At 44.0% G+C, this 19224-nt stretch carries 18 protein-coding genes; 12 read left to right on the top strand and 6 right to left on the bottom strand.

The window, feature by feature from the left end; genetic code table 11:
* Window positions 1-47: 47 nt before the first annotated feature.
* From ONT08_RS09315 to radA, 4 genes are all read right to left on the bottom strand, one after another.
* Window positions 48-1055 carry an IS110 family transposase gene (locus tag ONT08_RS09315; protein ID WP_119235899.1) on the bottom strand — a complete coding sequence of 336 codons (1008 nt, stop codon included), beginning with the start codon at window positions 1053-1055 and terminating at the stop codon, window positions 48-50.
* A gap of 347 nt (window positions 1056-1402) precedes the next feature.
* Window positions 1403-2527, bottom strand: coding sequence for a TlpA disulfide reductase family protein (locus ONT08_RS09310; protein ID WP_264959758.1), 1125 nt, complete (start codon window positions 2525-2527; stop codon window positions 1403-1405).
* A 76-nt stretch (window positions 2528-2603) separates the two neighbouring features.
* Window positions 2604-3257 carry a 7-cyano-7-deazaguanine synthase QueC gene (gene queC / locus ONT08_RS09305; protein ID WP_117586352.1) on the bottom strand — a complete coding sequence of 218 codons (654 nt, stop codon included), beginning with the start codon at window positions 3255-3257 and terminating at the stop codon, window positions 2604-2606.
* Between the two features lie 45 nt (window positions 3258-3302).
* Window positions 3303-4787, bottom strand: coding sequence for a DNA repair protein RadA (radA, locus tag ONT08_RS09300; protein WP_119236209.1), 1485 nt, complete (start codon window positions 4785-4787; stop codon window positions 3303-3305).
* 325 nt (window positions 4788-5112) lie between these two features.
* On the opposite strand from radA, the gene ONT08_RS09295 reads away from it, so the two are divergent.
* The 6 genes from ONT08_RS09295 (at window position 5113) to ONT08_RS09270 (ending at window position 12680) form a co-directional block, all read left to right on the top strand.
* Window positions 5113-6360, top strand: coding sequence for a phosphoglycerate kinase (locus tag ONT08_RS09295; protein WP_118080755.1), 1248 nt, complete (start codon window positions 5113-5115; stop codon window positions 6358-6360).
* Window positions 6361-6601: 241 nt separating this feature from the next.
* Window positions 6602-8296: a putative transporter gene (locus ONT08_RS09290; RefSeq protein WP_119236210.1), complete on the top strand. Its 1695-nt coding sequence runs from the start codon at window positions 6602-6604 to the stop codon at window positions 8294-8296.
* Window positions 8297-8519: 223 nt separating this feature from the next.
* On the top strand, window positions 8520-9548 hold the full coding sequence (locus ONT08_RS09285; RefSeq protein WP_118201029.1) for an OadG family protein: 1029 nt from the start codon (window positions 8520-8522) through the stop codon (window positions 9546-9548).
* A gap of 5 nt (window positions 9549-9553) precedes the next feature.
* The gene (locus tag ONT08_RS09280; RefSeq protein WP_022121789.1) at window positions 9554-10039 is read left to right on the top strand and encodes an acetyl-CoA carboxylase biotin carboxyl carrier protein subunit; all 486 of its coding nucleotides are present in this window, start codon (window positions 9554-9556) and stop codon (window positions 10037-10039) included.
* A 92-nt stretch (window positions 10040-10131) separates the two neighbouring features.
* A complete protein-coding gene (locus ONT08_RS09275; protein WP_022121790.1) occupies window positions 10132-11280 on the top strand; it encodes a sodium ion-translocating decarboxylase subunit beta in 1149 nt (382 codons plus the stop codon).
* 392 nt (window positions 11281-11672) lie between these two features.
* On the top strand, window positions 11673-12680 hold the full coding sequence (locus ONT08_RS09270; RefSeq protein WP_119235899.1) for an IS110 family transposase: 1008 nt from the start codon (window positions 11673-11675) through the stop codon (window positions 12678-12680).
* Window positions 12681-12745: 65 nt separating this feature from the next.
* On the opposite strand, the gene ONT08_RS09265 is transcribed toward ONT08_RS09270, so the two are convergent.
* Together ONT08_RS09265 and rfbC are read right to left on the bottom strand one after the other, a co-directional pair.
* On the bottom strand, window positions 12746-13549 hold the full coding sequence (locus ONT08_RS09265) for a DUF4738 domain-containing protein (protein ID WP_118201031.1): 804 nt from the start codon (window positions 13547-13549) through the stop codon (window positions 12746-12748).
* Between the two features lie 45 nt (window positions 13550-13594).
* Window positions 13595-14149: a dTDP-4-dehydrorhamnose 3,5-epimerase gene (gene rfbC / locus ONT08_RS09260; RefSeq protein ID WP_118201032.1), complete on the bottom strand. Its 555-nt coding sequence runs from the start codon at window positions 14147-14149 to the stop codon at window positions 13595-13597.
* 178 nt (window positions 14150-14327) lie between these two features.
* On the opposite strand from rfbC, the gene ONT08_RS09255 reads away from it, so the two are divergent.
* From ONT08_RS09255 to hisIE, 6 genes are all read left to right on the top strand, one after another.
* Window positions 14328-15404: an SPOR domain-containing protein gene (locus tag ONT08_RS09255; RefSeq protein WP_437183601.1), complete on the top strand. Its 1077-nt coding sequence runs from the start codon at window positions 14328-14330 to the stop codon at window positions 15402-15404.
* A gap of 106 nt (window positions 15405-15510) precedes the next feature.
* Window positions 15511-16047, top strand: a complete 537-nt coding sequence (locus ONT08_RS09250) for an FHA domain-containing protein (protein ID WP_006846465.1) — start codon at window positions 15511-15513, stop codon at window positions 16045-16047.
* A gap of 229 nt (window positions 16048-16276) precedes the next feature.
* Entirely contained in the window at window positions 16277-16915 is a 639-nt protein-coding gene (gene hisH / locus ONT08_RS09245; RefSeq protein WP_118201034.1) for an imidazole glycerol phosphate synthase subunit HisH, read from the top strand.
* Between the two features lie 16 nt (window positions 16916-16931).
* On the top strand, window positions 16932-17648 hold the full coding sequence (gene hisA, locus ONT08_RS09240) for a 1-(5-phosphoribosyl)-5-[(5-phosphoribosylamino)methylideneamino]imidazole-4-carboxamide isomerase (RefSeq protein ID WP_118201035.1): 717 nt from the start codon (window positions 16932-16934) through the stop codon (window positions 17646-17648).
* 60 nt (window positions 17649-17708) lie between these two features.
* A complete protein-coding gene (gene hisF, locus ONT08_RS09235) occupies window positions 17709-18488 on the top strand; it encodes an imidazole glycerol phosphate synthase subunit HisF (protein WP_118140298.1) in 780 nt (259 codons plus the stop codon).
* A gap of 61 nt (window positions 18489-18549) precedes the next feature.
* Entirely contained in the window at window positions 18550-19197 is a 648-nt protein-coding gene (gene hisIE, locus ONT08_RS09230) for a bifunctional phosphoribosyl-AMP cyclohydrolase/phosphoribosyl-ATP diphosphatase HisIE (protein WP_118080771.1), read from the top strand.
* The last annotated feature ends 27 nt before the right edge of the window (window positions 19198-19224 follow it).

Raw genomic sequence — 19224 nt, 5'->3', positions numbered from 1 at the left:
GCCCTGTTTTACTCTAATTGAGCAAGCTTTGAGCGTATTTTTTAACGTTAATTATATTTAACGACCCTTGGGTCTTGCCTGATGAAGTTTGCGTCATAGTATTCACCTTTTTCCACGAGGGTGAATATGATCCTTAGCAACTTGTTTGCTATGGCATTTAGCACATAATGACGCGGCTTTTTATCTATTAAAGTACGCCTCTCGTAATACAGTTTAATCTCCTTGTTGTGCAATCTGGCGCTTTCTGCGCAGATGTACAACAAGGTCTTTGACCGTCTATTACCAATCTTGGATATATGTGCTCCCTTGTCCATTTTCCCCGATGATTTTTCGTATGGCGCAGTTCCTGCATAAGCAGCATATTGGCGCGCTGTAGTTATTTTTGTGAAATTCTCTGTTTTTACCAATAGTTCTACTGCGGTAATCAGCCCAACTCCATCGACACTTTTAACAAGCTCATAGTTGTGGCGAATGCTCTCATGTCCATTTATGACTTTCAACATTTCTTTTTCCGTCTCTGCAATTTCCGTGTCCAACATCTCTTTGATGCGGTCCATGCTTCGCTTGACGGCAAGACTTCTGATAGGACGACAATCCTCGCTCTTGTCGGCTGTTATTAGCTGCTTACGCTGTTCTACGAGCATTTCTCGGTGGCGTGCCAATTGACGAAGCTCATATAGAGCCTCTTCTGGAAACGTCTTGTATTTCAGCTTATCAGGATATCTCTCTCCAAAATCTCTGAGCAGTGCACAATCCAGGACATCCGTCTTGGCACGGTCAGGTGTAGCTCTGTATCTATGGATGACATATCCACCCACAAAGGCAATCTTCACATTGCTATCCATGCAGCACTTCAAGAGAGTATCACCATAAACTCCGGTATGCTCAGCAACCAATACAGCATCGCTTGGAAGGGTTTCTAAAAACCTTCCGATACTCTTAAAATTGTTCTTTACAACCTTATGTGAAGGTTGGTTTGATACTTTTTTTGATGTCAAGTCGAAAAAACTTACGTCAAATTTCTCTTTTGCCAAATCTATTCCGTATATTTGCATTTTGAATGAAGTTTTTAATAAGAAGGGTGCTCCGTTCTGAGCGGCTACAACTATACTACGAGTCCTGTCTTGTTCTACACAAGCAGGCTAATTTACTCTCAAGCTTCTGCTCAGAAAATATCCAGTTCCCCAAACAGGGCTAAGCCTTTACTATGCTAGAAAGGGCACAGGGTTAACGCTGGATATGGAGTATTCTTCTTTTTTTATTGTACTTATCTAATTTTCTGCAAAGTTAACAAAAGTTTGCAGATATAAAGATTTTCACCTCTTTATTTTTCCAAGTGCAAATATAATAGTAAGAGCAAATGTAATTTTGCACTTACAGGGCGACATTGTTTTATGTAACATTACTTGCCCAACACTTCATCAAGCAAAGTGTAGAAAGCAGGATCCTCGCCAACAATAGTCTTGATAATCTTACCGTTAGCATCAATCACAATCTTTGTAGGGAAACCCTGAACAGCGTAATCGCTGAGAACCTTGCTGTCCTTAGAATTGTAAACATGAATCCATGGCAGCTGGTGCTTCTCAACAGCAGCCTTCCACTTAGCCTCTGTATCATTACAATCTACACCAAGAATTTCAAACTTACCCTTGTACTTTTCGTAATACTCCTTCATCTTAGGCATTCCCTTGATGCACCATCCGCACCATGAACCCCAGAAGTCAAGAACTACAATCTTACCGCGAAGGCTGGAAAGCTTGAAATCATTTCCCTTAATATCCTTCAGCGTGAAGTCAGGAGCCTCAACACCGGCAGCCTGCACCTTCTTAGCCTTCTCTTCAGCCTCAGCACGCTTCTTAGCCATATCAATCATTGGCTGGTAGAAAGCCTTCATTCTGCCGTTCTTCACATTCTCAGAGAGCAAGCCCAGCAGTTTCTCCATCTTGCTGACATCATCAAACTGCTCTATAATAGTAGCACAAGCCTCATAATCAGGATGCTGTTTTACGAAATCGAAAATCTTATCGTCCTTTGCCTTTTGCAGGGCAGGAGCCTTCTGCTCATACTCTGCCATGATGGTCTGCTGGGTCTCACCATTCTTGATTCTCTGGTTCAGGGAAGCTTCGTAATCTCTCAACTCCTTATTAGCATTCTCCAGCAGAACATCTACTTCATGATACTGCTGATAGAACTTAGAACCCGAAATATCGAAGCGGGTCTTTGCATCACCCTTAACTTCAGCCTTCTCGCCAGGAACACAAGGCAGGTTGAACATAAACTGACCTGCACCACGATAAGCTTCAGGTGAGAGGAAAACGTATCCGGCTGCCTTATCAAGGTTTGCAGAATAGGTAAACTTGCCATTCTTCACCAAAACCGTATCCATCTTAACATTTCTGCCCTTGTAAACAAGTACAGAATCGGAATTGAAATTCTTCAAATCCACATTCAACTGGAAGTTGCTCTTCTGAGCCATTGCAACGGTTGATGCAAGCATCAGAGCCGCAGATAAAATCGCTGTTTTCATTTTTCTTTTATTATATTTATTCTGATTACACCTTATTATATATAGGGAACGAAGAACGCCTGGTTCGTCGTCATCCTTATTTTTCATACTCGGTAGTATCCTCAATACCCGCCTCGGCCAAAGCTTCCTTGCGCTCAACGCAGGTTCCGCATTTGCCACAATGCTTCTCACCGCCCTTATAGCAGCTCCAGGTTTCAGCATAGTCAATGCCCAACTTCTTACCTATCTCAGCAATCTGCCCTTTGGTAATATTCGTATAAGGAGCCACCACGCGCACATCAACGAACGTTCCAGCTTCAGCAGCCTCATCTATCGCCTTGATAAACTCCGGACGGCAGTCTGGGTAAATCGTATGATCGCCACCATGGTTAGCGATGAAAACTTTCTTCAGATTATTACTCTCAGCAATGCCGATGGCAATGCTCAGCATGATTCCATTACGGAAAGGAACCACCGTACTCTTCATATTATCATCAGCATAATGACCCTCAGGAATTGCATCGGCACCTTCAAGAAGAGAACTCTTGAAATACTGATGCATGAAACCCAAATCTATCGTAATATGCTTGATTCCCAAACGCTCACAATGCATCTTGGCGAAAGGAATTTCACGCTCGTTATGATTACTTCCATAGTTAAAACTAATGCCGAGTGCAATCTCGTCTTTCTTATCGTAGAGCAGCGTGATGCTATCCATGCCGCCGCTCACAATGATTACTGAATCCTTCATTTTACTTTGAATTTTGAACTTTGAACTGTATGATTACTTTTTACTTCACCCAAACAGGCAGCGGAATGCTTCTTCCACCTTCCTTACGGGATGAATTTCTATCTTATATTTCTTATGGTCGAAACCATGATTGTTGTATTTCGGGATGATAATGTGCTGGAATCCCAATTTTTCAGCCTCAGCAATACGCTGCTCGATGCGGCTCACCGGACGGACTTCACCGCTCAGACCTACCTCGCCTGCCATACACCAACCTTGCTCTATAGGCGCGTCAACATTACTGCTCAATACGGCTGCCAACACACTCAAGTCCATGGCAGGATCGGTGACTCTCAATCCACCGGCAATATTCAGGAACACATCCTTCTGCATCAGTTTGAACCCCACACGTTTCTCCAGAACCGCCAGGAGCATGTTCAAACGGCGCTGGTCAAAACCCGTTGCCGAACGTTGCGGAGTTCCATAGGCAGCTGTTGAAACCAAAGCCTGCGTCTCTACCAGGAACGGGCGGACACCCTCGATGGCTGCGCTGATGGCAACACCCGAAAGCCCGTCATGATCTTCAGTAAGCAGCAACTCTGAAGGATTGCTCACCTGTCGGAGTCCGCCTTGCATCATCTCGTAGATTCCCAACTCAGAAGTACTTCCGAATCGGTTTTTGATGCTTCTCAAGATGCGGTACATGTAATGCTGGTCGCCCTCAAACTGAATTACCGTATCTACGATGTGCTCCAAAATCTTTGGTCCGGCAAGCGTTCCCTCCTTATTAATATGACCTATCAGAATGACCGGAATGCCACTCGTCTTGGCAAAACGGAGCAGGGAGGCTGCACACTCGCGAACTTGGGAAACAGAACCTGGCGAACTGTCTACTTCTTCCGTAGCAATTGTTTGGATAGAATCTATAACTATCAGCTGAGGAGCGACTTTCTGAATATGGCTAAAGATTTTCTCCAATTGTGTTTCGCAGAAAACCGTAATATGATCAAAAGCTCCTTCTGGTGAAAGAGAAGCCGTTTTCAGTGTGTCAGCAGAAGAGCCATCTCTGAGCATTGCCTGTCCTTTAGCCAACCGGTCGGCACGGAGCTTGATCTGATGGGCACTCTCCTCTCCGCTCACATACAGGATGCGGCGGTCAGTCATGTTCAGAATAGTCTGCAAGGTGAGCGTACTCTTACCGATTCCCGGTTCACCGCCCAGGAGCGTGATGCTGCCGGGAACCATTCCGCCACCCAGCACACGATTCAGTTCCTCGTCCCTCATATCGATGCGCGGTTCATCAATCGCAGAAATATCGCGAAGCTTCATCGGCGCAGCATCATGCTCGCCGTGCTGCCCGCCAAACATCGTGGCAGCCCCACCATGACGCATGGTCATTCCGGCATTCTTCGCAGCCTGCGATCCGGAATCGGCAGCAATGCGAATCTCCTTAAATGTATTCCATTGTCCGCAGCTAGGACATTTGCCCATCCATTTGGCACTTTCCTGTCCGCAATTGCTGCACACAAAAGCAATCTTATCTTTCGCCATTTTATCTCATTTATATGTAATAACGTTTAAAACTGCGCACAAAGGTACTATTTATTATCGAAAAATCCAAAAAAAAAGTAATTTGTTAAGAATATATTTCATTTCTCTCCATTTTGTTTAACAAATCTAGCAAAAGAAAGTACAAAACATGAATTTTGCAAACCCGATATAGCAAACAGACGATTTCATCTACTAAAAATCATAAAAACCGCTACTATATTTTGCTGATTCAAATATAATTTGTATCTTTGCCTTCGGTTTTTGAAACCAGCAGAAAGGTTTAGAACAATAAATTAGTACATAAACTAAATAAAATTTAGGTAAAATGAAAATTGAAGATTTTAACTTTGCCGGTCACAAGGCAATCGTGCGCGTTGACTTCAACGTGCCATTGGATGAAAATGGTAATGTAACAGACGACACTCGTATCCGCGGTGCCCTTCCTACATTGAAGAAGGTACTTGCAGACGGCGGTGCGCTCATCATGATGAGCCACATGGGTAAGCCAAAGGGCAAGGTTAAACCAGAGCTTTCTCTCTCTCAGATTGTTAAGAACGTATCAGACGCTCTCGGTGTAGACGTTAAGTTCGCTAAGGACTGCGGTAACGCAGATGCTGAGGCTGCTGCCTTGAAGCCAGGTGAGGCTCTCTTGCTCGAGAACCTCCGCTTCTACCCAGAAGAGGAAGGCAAGCCAGTTGGCGTTGAGAAGGGTACTCCAGAATTCGATGCTGCTAAGGCTGAGATGAAGGAGCGTCAGAAGAAGTTCGCTGCCAAGTTGGCTTCTTACGCTGATGTATATGTAATGGACGCATTCGGTACAGCTCATCGCAAGCACGCTTCTACAGCTGTCATCGCTGATTCTTTCGACAAAGATCACAAGATGCTCGGCTTCCTGATGGAGAAAGAGGTAAAGGCTGTTGACGCAGTTCTCGGCAACATCAAGCGCCCATTCACAGCTATCATGGGTGGTTCTAAGGTTTCTACTAAGATCGGTATCATCGAGAACCTGTTGACTAAGGTTGACAACCTGATTCTCTGCGGTGGTATGACTTATACATTCTCTAAGGCTCTCGGTGGAAAGATCGGTATGTCTATCTGCGAGGATGACAAGCTCGACGTTGCTCTCGACGTAATCAAGAAGGCTAAGGAGAACGGTGTAAACCTCGTACTCGGCACAGACTCTATCTGCGGTGATGACTTCAAGAACGATTGCAATACTCAGGTTTGCCCATCTAACGACATCCCTGACGGATGGGAGGGTATGGACGCAGGTCCTGAGACTCGCAAGGCTTTCGCAGCTGCCATCAAGGGTGCTAAGACTATCCTCTGGAATGGTCCTGCAGGTGTATTCGAGTTCGACAACTTCGCTGGTGGTTCTAAGGCTATTGCTGACGCAATCGCTGAGGCTACTAAGGAAGGTGCATTCTCACTCATCGGTGGTGGTGACTCTGTAGCTTGTATCAACAAGTTCGGTTTGGCTGATCAGGTATCTTACATCTCTACAGGTGGTGGTGCTCTCCTCGAGGCTATCGAGGGTAAGGTATTGCCAGGTGTAGCAGCTATCGAGAAGTAATCTTATGTTTAAAAGAAAGCCATTTGAAAAAAGGGCTTGATTTTTTACAAGAAAAAATAGGTTGGAGGGCTTCCTATGTGATGTCCTCCAATTTTCAGTTTTAATTGAATCCCTAATAATCTACAGATTCTCTCTATAAACAGAACTGTATCTTTCATTTTAAACAAGCAACAGGAAACATAAATTCTAAAATAATTTGGTAAACTACAGGAATATAATTTCCTGATTTTAAAACGAATACATGGATTGGATTGTTAATCTCTTTACCAATACCGAGTCGGTGGCTCACATCGCCCTACTCTACGCTATCGTGATAGCTATTGGTGTTTACCTCGGAAAGATAAAGATTGGCGGCATTTCGTTAGGCGTCACCTTCGTACTCTTCGCAGGTATTTTGGCTGGCCACGTTGGCTTCACCGGTCCAAAGGAAATTCTCACATTCGTGCAAGACTTCGGATTGATCCTCTTCGTCTTCATGATTGGTCTCCAGGTAGGACCTGGCTTCTTCGAGAGTTTCAAGAAAGGTGGTGTTACGCTCAATATGCTTTCAGCTAGCGCTATTCTGCTCAACATCCTCGTGATGTTTGGTTGCTATTATCTCTTCTTTGACACGAGCAACCCTAACAACCTGCCTATGATGATAGGTACACTCTATGGTGCGGTTACCAATACTCCGGGTCTTGGTGCTGCCAACGAGGCTTTGCTCAGCGTCTTCCCTAATGGTGCTCCAAGTATTGCCAACGGTTATGCTTGTGCTTATCCTCTTGGTGTAGTGGGCATTATTGGTGCTACTATCCTTATCAAGTACATCTGTAAGATTAATACTGCTGATGAGGAAGAACAGCTTAACGAAGAAGATGCTGCCAACCCACACGCTAAGGCCCATAACATGCACTTGCGCGTGGAAAATGCTTATATTACAGGTAGAACGCTGAGAGAAGTATCTGAGTTCTTGAACCGTGACATTGTATGTTCACGACTGCTCCACAATGGCGAGGTGAGCATTCCTAACAGCAAGACTAAGTTTGAGGTTGGAGACGAATTGCTCGTTGTATGTGCAGAGGCTGATGCTGAAGCCATCAAGGCTTTTATCGGACCAGAGATTGAAGCAGAATGGGACCGCGAGAAGGATGAAGTACAGCACTTTGTTTCTCGCCGTATCATTGTTACCCGTCCGGAAATGAATGGTAAGACCTTGGGTAAGATGCACTTCTCCAGCGTATACGGCGTTAACGTAACCCGTATTTCCCGTCAGGGAATGGACATCTTTGCAGGCAGAAACCACCACTTCCACGTAGGTGATAAGATTCTGGTTGTAGGTCCTGAAGAGAATGTGAACCGTGTGGCTGAAATCATGGGTAACTCTGTAAAGCGCCTCGATGCACCTAACATTGCTACTATCTTCGTAGGCATTATGGTAGGTATTATCTTCGGTTCTCTCCCATTTGCCATTCCAGGAATGCCGGTGCCTTTGAAGTTGGGTATTGCCGGAGGTCCGCTTATCATCGCCATCCTCATCGGCCGTTTCGGCTATCGCATGAAGCTGGTAACTTATACGACGACTTCGGCTAATATGATGCTGCGAGAAATAGGACTTGTACTCTTCCTGGCGAGTGTGGGAATCAAGGCTGGTGCCGGATTCTGGGACACAGTAGTACAGGGTGACGGTTTGAAATATGTAGGATGTGGTTTCCTCATCACCGTTATTCCTATCCTCATCATCGGTACAATTGCCCGCCTGAAGTTTAAATTCAACTACTTCACCATCATGGGTATGCTCGCCGGTACTTACACAGACCCTCCTGCATTGGCTTATGCAAATGCTTCTTGCTCTAAAGAGGCTCCAGCTGTAGGATACTCTACGGTTTATCCATTAAGCATGTTCCTCCGTATCTTTACAGCCCAGATAGTGGTGCTGTTCTTCTGCGGAGCGTAAGACTTACAAAAGTTAAGAAAACAACTGAAAATAGTTATAAATTATAAAAAAGGTGCACAAAGACAAAAATTTGTGCACCTTTTTTGTTGTCTTTTCAGAAATTCTTCGTACCTTTGAGCACAAGAAACAAACCTAATGAATCTTCTAGGAACAGCTATCGTTCCTATATGATGCAGATTTTTTCGAAATATGAAACAATAACCCTATAAACGTTAGTAAGCGTATGAAGAAATTGGGATTTCTGATAACCATGCTAGTCATCACGTCCTTGCCCGCTTGGAGTCAAGGTGCCAAAAGTATCCGTATTACGGAGGTGATGACCGACAACCGTACCAATCTTGTAGATGAGTACGGGCAGCACAAACCATGGGTGGAATTGAGCAATTCCTCCTTTACCACGTATAATGTACGCGGTATGTTCCTAACCACCGACCGAAGGGTTCTCGACAAGAAAATGTCGCCTGAAGCTCGCCGACAGCTGATGTGTCCATTGCCTAACAATGAACCACGAACCACACTGGGAGGCAAGAAGAGCATCGTTATCTTCGACAGCAGTTCCTGGTACCAGGATGGCAGGAACGGACAACATTGGAAGGCAAAGAATTCTTCCAACTCGGGACCTTTTCATCTCAATCTTATTCTACAGGAAAAGATGCCCAACTGGATAGCACTCTATGACGGAAATGCCGTTGACCTGATAGACTCCGTAAGCGTGCCAGTGTTGGCTGCTGATGAGAGTTTTGAACTGAGTAAGGACTTCAAGACATGGGAGAAAGCCATTGCCGGATCAGTAACTCCAGGCTATCTGCCTCAAAACACAGGTTTGAGTAAAGCCCAGCAATTGAAGAAAAGCGACCCATACGGAATAGGAATCGCCGTACTTTCAATGGGAATCGTATTTGCCTGCCTTGCTCTCCTCTTCATCGTGTTCTGGGTTTTCGGAGCCTACATGAAACATAAACAGCGCATCGCCCGTGCTACTGAGAAGCACGCCACCTTATTATATAAGACAGGAAAGAAGACCATCAAGGTTACTCAAGACCTCAGTCATAAGACCAACGTGATTCTGAAAGATGGTTTAGAAACCAAGGGTATTGATAAGGAGATTTACATAGCAGTCATCTCCCTTGCACTACAGGAATATCTGGAAGATGTTCATGATGTAGAATCCGGCATTATCACCATCAAGCCAAAACAGACCAGGTGGAATGCTCCGAAATTCAACAACAACAATAACAACGTTAAAATATAGGAACTATGGCAAAGTACGAATATAAGGTTAAAGGCGTAGATTACGTCGTTGAAATACAGGATATTGAAGGCAATATCGCCAATGTAACCGTGAATGGAATTCCATTCGAAGTGGAAATGAAACAGCCGGTTAAGAGCAGTAAGCAGAAAGTGAAGTTAACTGATGGACAAAACAACATTTCTGCCAGCTCAGTTGCAAGCGCAGGTTCTGCTGCAGGTTCAAGTTCTGCAGCAAGTTCTGATTCTGCTTCATCAAGCAAACAGGCAACTCCTGCTGCAGGCAAACCAGTTGTTGCCCCTCTGCCTGGTACTATCAACGAAATCAAGGTGAAAGTCGGTGACAAGGTGAACACAGGCGATACTGTTGTCGTTCTCGAAGCCATGAAGATGCAGAACAACATCGATGCAGAAACTTCAGGAACCATTACCAGCATCAACGTGAACAAGGGAGACGCAGTAATGGAAGGAGACACGCTTGTTACAATCGCGTAATAAGCTGTTTAGACAAAAGCTAATGATTACTCTTCCAATCAAAAGACTAATCATAAAGTTCAATGTTCAACTTTCAAAGTTCAAAGTAAATTATGGATTTCATCATACAAAACTTCAATGAGTTTCTTACCTTTACAGGATTTGCCAACGCCTCGGCAGGAAACCTCATCATGATTCTGGTGGGAGCACTCTTTATCTGGCTCGCCATCAAGAAAGATTTTGAGCCGCTGCTCCTGGTTCCTATCGGATTGGGAATCATTCTTGGCAACATTCCATTCCGTGCCGATGCAGGACTCGAAATAGGTTTATACGAAGACAACTCCGTTCTGAACATCTTCTACCAGGGAGTGAAACAGGGTTGGTACCCGCCACTCGTATTCCTGGGCATTGGAGCCATGACCGACTTCTCTGCGCTCATTTCCAATCCGAAACTCATCCTGATTGGAGCCGCTGCCCAATTTGGAATCTTCGGCGCCTACATGATTGCCTTGGCTCTTGGGTTTGAACCTAACCAGGCAGCAGGCATTGCCATTATCGGAGGTGCAGACGGACCAACCGCCATCTTCCTGAGCAGCAAACTGAGTCCGAACCTCATGGGAGCCATTGCGGTTTGTGCCTACTCTTACATGGCACTGGTGCCTGTAATCCAGCCACCTTTGATGCGACTGCTTACAACCAAGAAAGAGCGCGTCATCAAGATGAAACCGGCACGTCAGGTTTCACAGACCGAAAAGATTCTCTTCCCTATCATCGGTCTGCTTCTCACCACCTTCATCGTTCCATCTGGTTTGCCATTATTAGGAATGCTGTTCTTCGGAAATCTTCTGAAAGAGAGTGGAAAGACAACCCGACTCGCCAAGACAGCAAGCAGCAGCTTGAATGATATTGTCGTTATCCTCCTCGGCCTGACCGTAGGCTGTTCTACCCAGGCTTCAGAGTTTCTGACATTAAATACCATCAAAATCTTTGCTCTCGGTGCTCTTGCTTTCATCATCGCATCGGCAAGCGGAATCTTATTCGTCAAGCTGATGAATCTCTTCTTGCCAAAAGGCAAGAAACTGAACCCACTTATCGGAAACGCCGGAGTGAGTGCCGTACCAATGAGTGCACGCATCTCAAACAACCTAGGTCTGGAATACGACCGCCACAACTTCCTTCTCATGCACGCCATGGGACCAAACGTTGCGGGAGTCATCGGTTCTGCCGTTGCAGCCGGAGCTTTGCTGGGATTCTTCAATTAAAAGTTGAGCCACCAAGCTATCCCTCCAGGATAAGCACATAAAAAATAGAATCGCCCTGAAAGGACAAAAGCATCTTACATCCAATGCTTTCCCTTTCTATTATATTTGCACTTGGAAAAATAAAGAGGTAAAAATCTTTATATCTGCAAACTTTTGTTAACTTTGCAGAAAATTAGATAAGTACAATAAAAAAAGAAGAATACTCCATATCCAGCGTTAACCCTGTGCCCTTTCTAGCATAGTAAAGGCTTAGCCCTGTTTGGGGAACTGGATATTTTCTGAACAGAAGCTTGAGAGTAAATTAGCCTGCTTGTGTAGAACAAGACAGGACTCGTAGTATAGTTGTAGCCGCTCAGAACGGAGCACCCTTCTTATTAAAAACTTTATTCAATATGCAAATATACGGAATAGATTTGGCAAAAGAGAAATTTGACGTAAGTTTTTTCGACTTGACATCAAAAAAAGTATCAAACCAACCTTCACATAAGGTTGTAAAGAACAATTTTAAGAGTATCGGAAGGTTTTTAGAAACCCTTCCAAGCGATGCTGTATTGGTTGCTGAGCATACCGGAGTTTATGGTGATACTCTCTTGAAGTGCTGCATGGATAGCAATGTGAAGATTGCCTTTGTGGGTGGATATGTCATCCATAGATACAGAGCTACACCTGACCGTGCCAAGACGGATGTCCTGGATTGTGCACTGCTCAGAGATTTTGGAGAGAGATATCCTGATAAGCTGAAATACAAGACGTTTCCAGAAGAGGCTCTATATGAGCTTCGTCAATTGGCACGCCACCGAGAAATGCTCGTAGAACAGCGTAAGCAGCTAATAACAGCCGACAAGAGCGAGGATTGTCGTCCTATCAGAAGTCTTGCCGTCAAGCGAAGCATGGACCGCATCAAAGAGATGTTGGACACGGAAATTGCAGAGACGGAAAAAGAAATGTTGAAAGTCATAAATGGACATGAGAGCATTCGCCACAACTATGAGCTTGTTAAAAGTGTCGATGGAGTTGGGCTGATTACCGCAGTAGAACTATTGGTAAAAACAGAGAATTTCACAAAAATAACTACAGCGCGCCAATATGCTGCTTATGCAGGAACTGCGCCATACGAAAAATCATCGGGGAAAATGGACAAGGGAGCACATATATCCAAGATTGGTAATAGACGGTCAAAGACCTTGTTGTACATCTGCGCAGAAAGCGCCAGATTGCACAACAAGGAGATTAAACTGTACTACGAGAGACGTACTTTAATAGATAAAAAGCCGCGTCATTATGTGCTAAATGCCATAGCAAACAAGTTGCTAAGGATCATATTCACCCTCGTGGAAAAAGGTGAATACTATGACGCAAACTTCATTAGGCAAGACCCAAGGGTCGTTAAATATAATTAACGTTAAAAAATACGCTCAAAGCTTGCTCAATTAGAGTAAAACAGGGCGACTTTTTTATTTCTTTTTTAGCTCTTAACCCGCATTCTCATTTTTCCTTCAAAGGAAATGATAACCTCAACCTGATAACTCAAACTGCTGTCAGGCATTGCCAGAACAGCAAGATAATGAATGCCAGATTTATCTATCTTATTGAATACGATGTCGCTCAATATAGACAGGTCCAAGAAAGAAGCAGGAACCTGCTTATCGAAATCCTTCTTATGAAAATCACGAGAGAACAGACAGTTGGCACCATGATAAACATGCAAGTTCACAATATTATCATAATAAACATTGTCTACCTCAACACCATCATCATTATAAGAACTCTTGTAGACCTTATAACTTGTTGGGTTAACCTGTACGTAGAGATGATATTTCTCATCGCCCCTTACAACCACCGTATCACGTTTAATCAGCGTATTCTGATTCAGCGCCACGGAAGCATGGTTGTGGATGAACTGCTGCAAATAAGACTTATCTTCCGTCTTCACCAGCTTAACCACATCCCCATTCTGCACTTTAAACTGGAAAATATGCTCAGCCTGTTTTACAATCGGATATTTTGCAATATTAGCACCCTTCATTACAAGCGTATCACCAGCAATGTAGAAGTAGACAGGCTGACTGGTTGAATCAGGATAATAAATCGTATCGCCTTTTGCACGGAACGCCACATCATCCTCATCGTCATCATTCAACCAAATGCCTTGCAACATCTTCTTAGCCGCAGTATCTTCCTTCACTTCCTGTTGCTTTTCGGCCTTCTGCCCACAAGCAACAAGAGTCAAGATACAACTGAGCAGCCATAAATTAACTATCTTTTTCATGATGAGTTCTTTAAATAAATTAATCGGTAAAAGCTGATGCCAATTCTACTCGAAATAATCAGCCTCTTCGAAAGACTTTGCCTTGGTTCTGTCTTTTTCTGACGTAAGCACCTCAACTCCTTCAATAGGCCATTTTATTCCGATAGTAGGATCATCCCAATGAATACTGGCTTCGTAATCAGGAGCATAAACATTATCTACTTTATAAGTAAAGATGGCTTCGTCACTCAGTACCAGGAAACCATGGGCAAAACCGCGAGGAATGAAAAACTGACGTTTGTTCTCTCCACTCAGTTCAACCATTACATATTTACCGAAAGTCTTACTGCCCTTTCTCAAGTCAACAGCTACATCCAGCACGTGGCCTTTGATGACACGCACCAACTTAGCCTGCGAGAATTCACCTTTCTGATAATGCAAACCTCTGAGCACACCACGAGCCGACATCGATTCATTGTCTTGCACAAACTCCACATGCCCTCCAACGTGAGCATCAAAGTCAGCCTGCTTCCATGCTTCAAAGAAATAGCCGCGAGCATCTTCAAATACCCGAGGTTCTATCAGCCAGACTCCTTCAATTTCTGTCTCTGTATATTTCATTGATTTATACCTTATTTATTTTAGGCACAAAGGTAATACTTTTTCCCGAAACGACAAAACAAATTAGACTTTTTATGATTTCATCGAAAAATTTCTCTATTTTCTGTTGGTCATTTCCGAAAAAATCACTACCTTTGCAAACGTGAATAGACTAGAAAGACATATAGAGATCCTACTTTTGAGCAACGATTGCGTGATTGTCCCAGGATTTGGTGGCTTCATGGCTCATCATGTAGATGCGCGTTACGATGGCAGAGACAGCATGTTTTTGCCACCGCTGAGAACTATTGGCTTTAACCCACAGCTCCAGATGAACGATTCTCTCCTTGCACTTTCGTATGTTGAAGCATACGACATCAGCTATCCGGAAGCTTTGAACCGCATTGCTGATGAGGTGACAGAGATGCGTCAGACTCTGGAGAATTCAGGAAAATTTGAACTGAATGATATTGGCACCATCATATTGAACGAAGACGGAAATTATAGCTTCGAACCATGCGAGGCGGGCATTCTTACCCCTGAGTTGTACGGTTTGGGCGGCTTAAACATGCTCCCACTCGCACAGATTTCTGCAGAAGAGGTTCAGAATACTGAAGATTCTGCTGCTTCAATCATTGAAATGCCAGCAAAGACAGTAGAAAACAATCGTACAGAAAGCGAAGTCAAGAATCAGGATAGTAACCAGAAGATGGAGAGCGGACTCTCTGTCAACAATTCTGTGTTCGTTAACGAAGAAGAAGAATCAAATGCCGAATTCATCAGCATCAAGAAGAGCTGGTTGCGCAATATTGCAGCAGCCTGCATCGCTCTCATTGCATTCTTCACCTACTCTTCTCCATTGGGAACACCAACCGTTCAGAAGAGCCAAATCGACACAGGTATGTTGAACCGCATCATGCCGAAGGAGATTAATAAGGTTGCGCAACCTCAAGAACTGGTTCTTAGTACAGAATCGCAGGCAGAAGAGAGCATTCCTGCCAAGTCTGTCAACATGGCTCAGGACAACGAATTGCAAACAGCTTCTTCTTACTACAGCATCGTTTTGGCAAGTCGTGTTACCAAGCGCAATGCTGCCTGCTATGCTGAGCTCCTCCAGAACAAAGGATTCAAGGAAGCTAGGGTGTTGATTACGGATAATAATGTGAAAGTTATATACGGAACATACTCAACCGAGGGCGAAGCTTATACTGCTCTCAACCGTTTACACAACTATGATGCTTTTACTGACGGCTGGATTACGAAAGTGAAAGAATAGTTGATAGTTAAGAGTTTATTGTTTATAGCTAGAACAAAGAGCAAGGAGTATCGGAAACTTCTACAACACATTATTATAATAAAGATAGAAAAGTAAGAAAAAGAATATGAAAAGAGTACGTTGTCCTAAATGCGATAATTTTATCACCTTCGATGAGACCAAGTATCAGGCAGGTCAGAGTCTCGTTTTCGTTTGTCCTAATTGCAATAAGCAGTTTGGCATCCGAATGGGAGTTTCCAAGCTCCGCGAAACTCGCAAGGAGGAAAAACTTGACGAGAATGCCAACGAGAAGGGATACGGCTCTATCGTTGTCATAGAGAACGTATTCGCTTACAAACAGGTCATCCCGCTGCAGTTAGGCGACAACATCATCGGCCGCTACATGAAGAACAGCGGAATCAACTGCCCTATCGAAACCGTAGACCCAAGCGTTGACATGAACCATTGCGTAATCAACGTTAGCCGCGACAAGAAAGGCAAATTGAAATACGTACTCCGTGATGGACCAAGTTATACTGGAACTTTCGTTGACAATGAGATTCTGGGCGACAGAGAACGCCGCGTTATCGAAGACGGAACCCTGTTCACCATTGGAGCAACTTCTATCATTCTCCGCACAGCAGACAGTGAAGAAGAAAACTAAGAAGTTTCGATTATCAAAATAAACACTTCAAAAGGAGCAATTGGATGTTGGTTTACATCCAATTACTCCTTTTTCACTTAACGAAAACGTAAAATCCCGCCATATTTCTAACTTTCTGAAAGAAATCTACTATATTTCGTAATCTTTTTGCTTTTATTTTCTTTAAATTAAAAGAAAATGTGTACCTTTGCATCGAAAAATAAGAAATAGAAATGAATTACGTTAGGTTATGGATGTAGCAATCGTAAAATATAATGCCGGAAATATCTATTCCGTAGTCAACGCCATGAAGCGTTTAGGCATCGAACCTGTACTTACAGATGATGCAGAAATGCTCCAGAAGGCTGACCGCGTTCTCTTCCCAGGACAAGGCCAGGCAAGAGAAGCAATGGAATATCTGAAGGCTCATCAGCTTGATCAAGTAATCAAGAACTTGAAGCAACCCGTCCTGGGCATTTGCGTAGGACAGCAACTCTTGTGCCGCCATTCGGAAGAAGGTGACGTAGATTGCATCGGAATCTTTGATGTAGATGTAAAGCGATTCCAGCCTCAGAAACACGAAGACAAGGTGCCTGCTATGGGCTGGAATGAAATCTATGATTTGAAGACTGACCTTTATAAGGGGTTCGGAAACAGAATAGATTCTGACTCAGACAAGTCTACCGCTGAAACGCTGCTTCATCCCTACTCCTATTTCGTACATAGTTATTATGTGCCACTCTGCGAGGAGACCATTGCCAAGGCAGAATACATTCTTCCTTATAGTGCATCGCTCCACAAAGATAATTTCTATACCTGCCAGTTCCATCCGGAAAAGAGCGGAAAAGTGGGAGAACAGATTTTAAAGAACTTTTTAGAGATAAAATAAAAGAGGAAATACTAATATGATAGAATTAATTCCAGCTATCGACTTGATAAATGGCCAATGTGTTCGTCTTACAAAAGGCGATTACGACCAGAAGAAGGTTTACAATGACAATCCTGCCGATGTTGCAAAACAGTTTGAGCAGATGGGCTTCAAGCGCCTTCATGTAGTAGACCTCGATGGAGCCAAGTCAAAGCACATCGTAAATGATGCGGTGTTGAAGGCCATTACCACAGAAACCTCTCTCGTGGTTGATTTCGGTGGCGGAATCAAGACCGAAGAAGATATTGAGAAAGCTTTTGCTGCGGGAGCAAGCATGGTTACAGTGGGCAGCATTGCCGTCACCAATCCTGAACTCTTCATGCAATGGCTGGACAAGTATGGAGCCGACCGCCTGATTCTGGGAGCCGACGTAAGAAACGGTAAGATTTCTATCAACGGATGGAAAGAAGATTCTTCTGAAGATCTCCTTCCTTTCCTGAAAAAGTACATCGATAAAGGAGTACGCTATGTTCTCTGCACAGAAATCAGCAAAGACGGAACGCTGCAGGGACCTGCCATAGAACTCTACAAAGAAGTAATGGCTGCCTATCCTCAACTGCATCTTATCGCCTCAGGCGGAGTAAGTTGCAACGAAGACATCGAAGCATTGGAAACTGCAGGAATTCCTGCCGTAGTATTTGGAAAAGCTTTCTACGAAGGGAAAATCGATGTTAAGAAACTAGTTAATAGTTAAATAGTTGACAGTCAAAAAGTTTATAGTTAGGAGTTAAGTAATCATAAAGTTCAAAGTTCAATGGTCAAAGTTCAAAGTAACAAAGGATTAGCTAAACGAATCGTTCCTTGTCTTGATGTAAAGAACGGCGAGACGGTAAAGGGAACCAATTTCGTAAACCTTCGCAGCGCTGGTGACCCGGTAGAACTGGGAAAAGCTTATAGCGATGCTGGAGCCGATGAGCTCGTATTCCTCGATATTACAGCGAGTTTCGAAGAGCGCAAAACCTTTACGGATATGGTAACCCGTGTGGCTGCCGAAATCAATATCCCATTTACTGTGGGAGGTGGAATCAATGAACTTAAAGATGTTGACCGCCTGCTCAACGCAGGAGCTGACAAGGTTAGCATCAACAGTGCTGCCATCCGACATCCGGAGCTCATCGATGAAATTGCCAACCATTATGGCTCACAGGTTTGCGTATGCGCCATTGATGCACGTCTCGATTCTGACGGCTGGCACTGTTATGTAAAAGGCGGAAGAGAACGGGTGGAACTAGGACTGTTTGACTGGGCTAAGGAAGTAGCCGACCGGGGTGCCGGTGAAATTCTCTTTACCAGTATGGATCATGACGGTGTAAAACAGGGATTCGCAAACGAGGCCCTCGCCCGTCTTGCCGAAGAAGTAAGCATTCCTATCATTGCCTCAGGTGGTGCCGGAAAAATGGAGCATTTCCGCGATGCTTTCACCCAAGGCAAGGCAGATGCTGCCCTGGCAGCCAGCGTGTTCCACTTTGGCGAGATTGCCATTCCTGACCTCAAGAAATACCTGAGAGAAGAAGGAATCAACGTGAGAATATAGAACACGTAAGGATACTGAGACACGTGAATATAATAATGTAAGAAAATAAAAATAAGATAAAATGGAAATAGATTTCGAAAAATTAGGCGGACTGGTTCCTGCCATCATCCAAGACGCAGTTACAAAGAATGTCTTGATGCTTGGATTCATGAATCAGGAAGCATACGATAAGACAATAGCAACCAAAAAGGTAACATTCTGGAGCCGTTCACGCAACTGCCTCTGGACAAAAGGTGAAACATCAGGCAACTTCCTGAATCTCGTTAGCATTCAGAACGACTGCGATAACGACACCTTGCTGGTTAAGGTTCACCCAGACGGTCCAACCTGCCACAAAGGTACAGACACCTGCTGGGCAGAAGAGAATACACTCAACCCAATCCTCTTCCTCTCAGAGCTTCAGAACTTCATCAACAAGCGCCACGAAGAAATGCCAGAGGGAAGTTACACTACCAGCCTCTTCAAGAAAGGCGTTAATAAAATGGCACAAAAGGTTGGAGAAGAAGCTGTTGAAACCATTATCGAAGCCACAAACGGCAACAACGAGAAACTCATTTACGAGAGTTCAGACCTTCTCTATCACCTCATCGTTCTGCTCACAAGCAAGGGCTTGAGAATAGAAGATGTTGTGAAAGAACTTCAGATGCGTCACGATCCGGAATGGGATAAGAAACGCCGCGTTGCCAAGAGCAAGGGCGAAATGAAATAACAAACCAACATTAAGGAGAAAAAATAG

The sequence above is a fragment of the Segatella copri genome, from assembly GCF_026015465.1.
GTDB lineage: Bacteria > Bacteroidota > Bacteroidia > Bacteroidales > Bacteroidaceae > Prevotella > Prevotella copri_E.
This window is presented reverse-complemented; position numbering and strand designations above follow the sequence as displayed.

Coding starts and splice junctions, on each gene's coding strand:
- ONT08_RS09315 (WP_119235899.1), bottom strand. CDS start 1,055: ATGCAAATATACGGAATAGATTTGGCAAAAGAGAAATTTGACGTAAGT.
- ONT08_RS09310 (WP_264959758.1), bottom strand. CDS start 2,527: ATGAAAACAGCGATTTTATCTGCGGCTCTGATGCTTGCATCAACCGTT.
- queC (WP_117586352.1), bottom strand. CDS start 3,257: ATGAAGGATTCAGTAATCATTGTGAGCGGCGGCATGGATAGCATCACG.
- radA (WP_119236209.1), bottom strand. CDS start 4,787: ATGGCGAAAGATAAGATTGCTTTTGTGTGCAGCAATTGCGGACAGGAA.
- ONT08_RS09295 (WP_118080755.1), top strand. CDS start 5,113: ATGAAAATTGAAGATTTTAACTTTGCCGGTCACAAGGCAATCGTGCGC.
- ONT08_RS09290 (WP_119236210.1), top strand. CDS start 6,602: ATGGATTGGATTGTTAATCTCTTTACCAATACCGAGTCGGTGGCTCAC.
- ONT08_RS09285 (WP_118201029.1), top strand. CDS start 8,520: ATGAAGAAATTGGGATTTCTGATAACCATGCTAGTCATCACGTCCTTG.
- ONT08_RS09280 (WP_022121789.1), top strand. CDS start 9,554: ATGGCAAAGTACGAATATAAGGTTAAAGGCGTAGATTACGTCGTTGAA.
- ONT08_RS09275 (WP_022121790.1), top strand. CDS start 10,132: ATGGATTTCATCATACAAAACTTCAATGAGTTTCTTACCTTTACAGGA.
- ONT08_RS09270 (WP_119235899.1), top strand. CDS start 11,673: ATGCAAATATACGGAATAGATTTGGCAAAAGAGAAATTTGACGTAAGT.
- ONT08_RS09265 (WP_118201031.1), bottom strand. CDS start 13,549: ATGAAAAAGATAGTTAATTTATGGCTGCTCAGTTGTATCTTGACTCTT.
- rfbC (WP_118201032.1), bottom strand. CDS start 14,149: ATGAAATATACAGAGACAGAAATTGAAGGAGTCTGGCTGATAGAACCT.
- ONT08_RS09250 (WP_006846465.1), top strand. CDS start 15,511: ATGAAAAGAGTACGTTGTCCTAAATGCGATAATTTTATCACCTTCGAT.
- hisH (WP_118201034.1), top strand. CDS start 16,277: ATGGATGTAGCAATCGTAAAATATAATGCCGGAAATATCTATTCCGTA.
- hisA (WP_118201035.1), top strand. CDS start 16,932: ATGATAGAATTAATTCCAGCTATCGACTTGATAAATGGCCAATGTGTT.
- hisF (WP_118140298.1), top strand. CDS start 17,709: ATGGTCAAAGTTCAAAGTAACAAAGGATTAGCTAAACGAATCGTTCCT.
- hisIE (WP_118080771.1), top strand. CDS start 18,550: ATGGAAATAGATTTCGAAAAATTAGGCGGACTGGTTCCTGCCATCATC.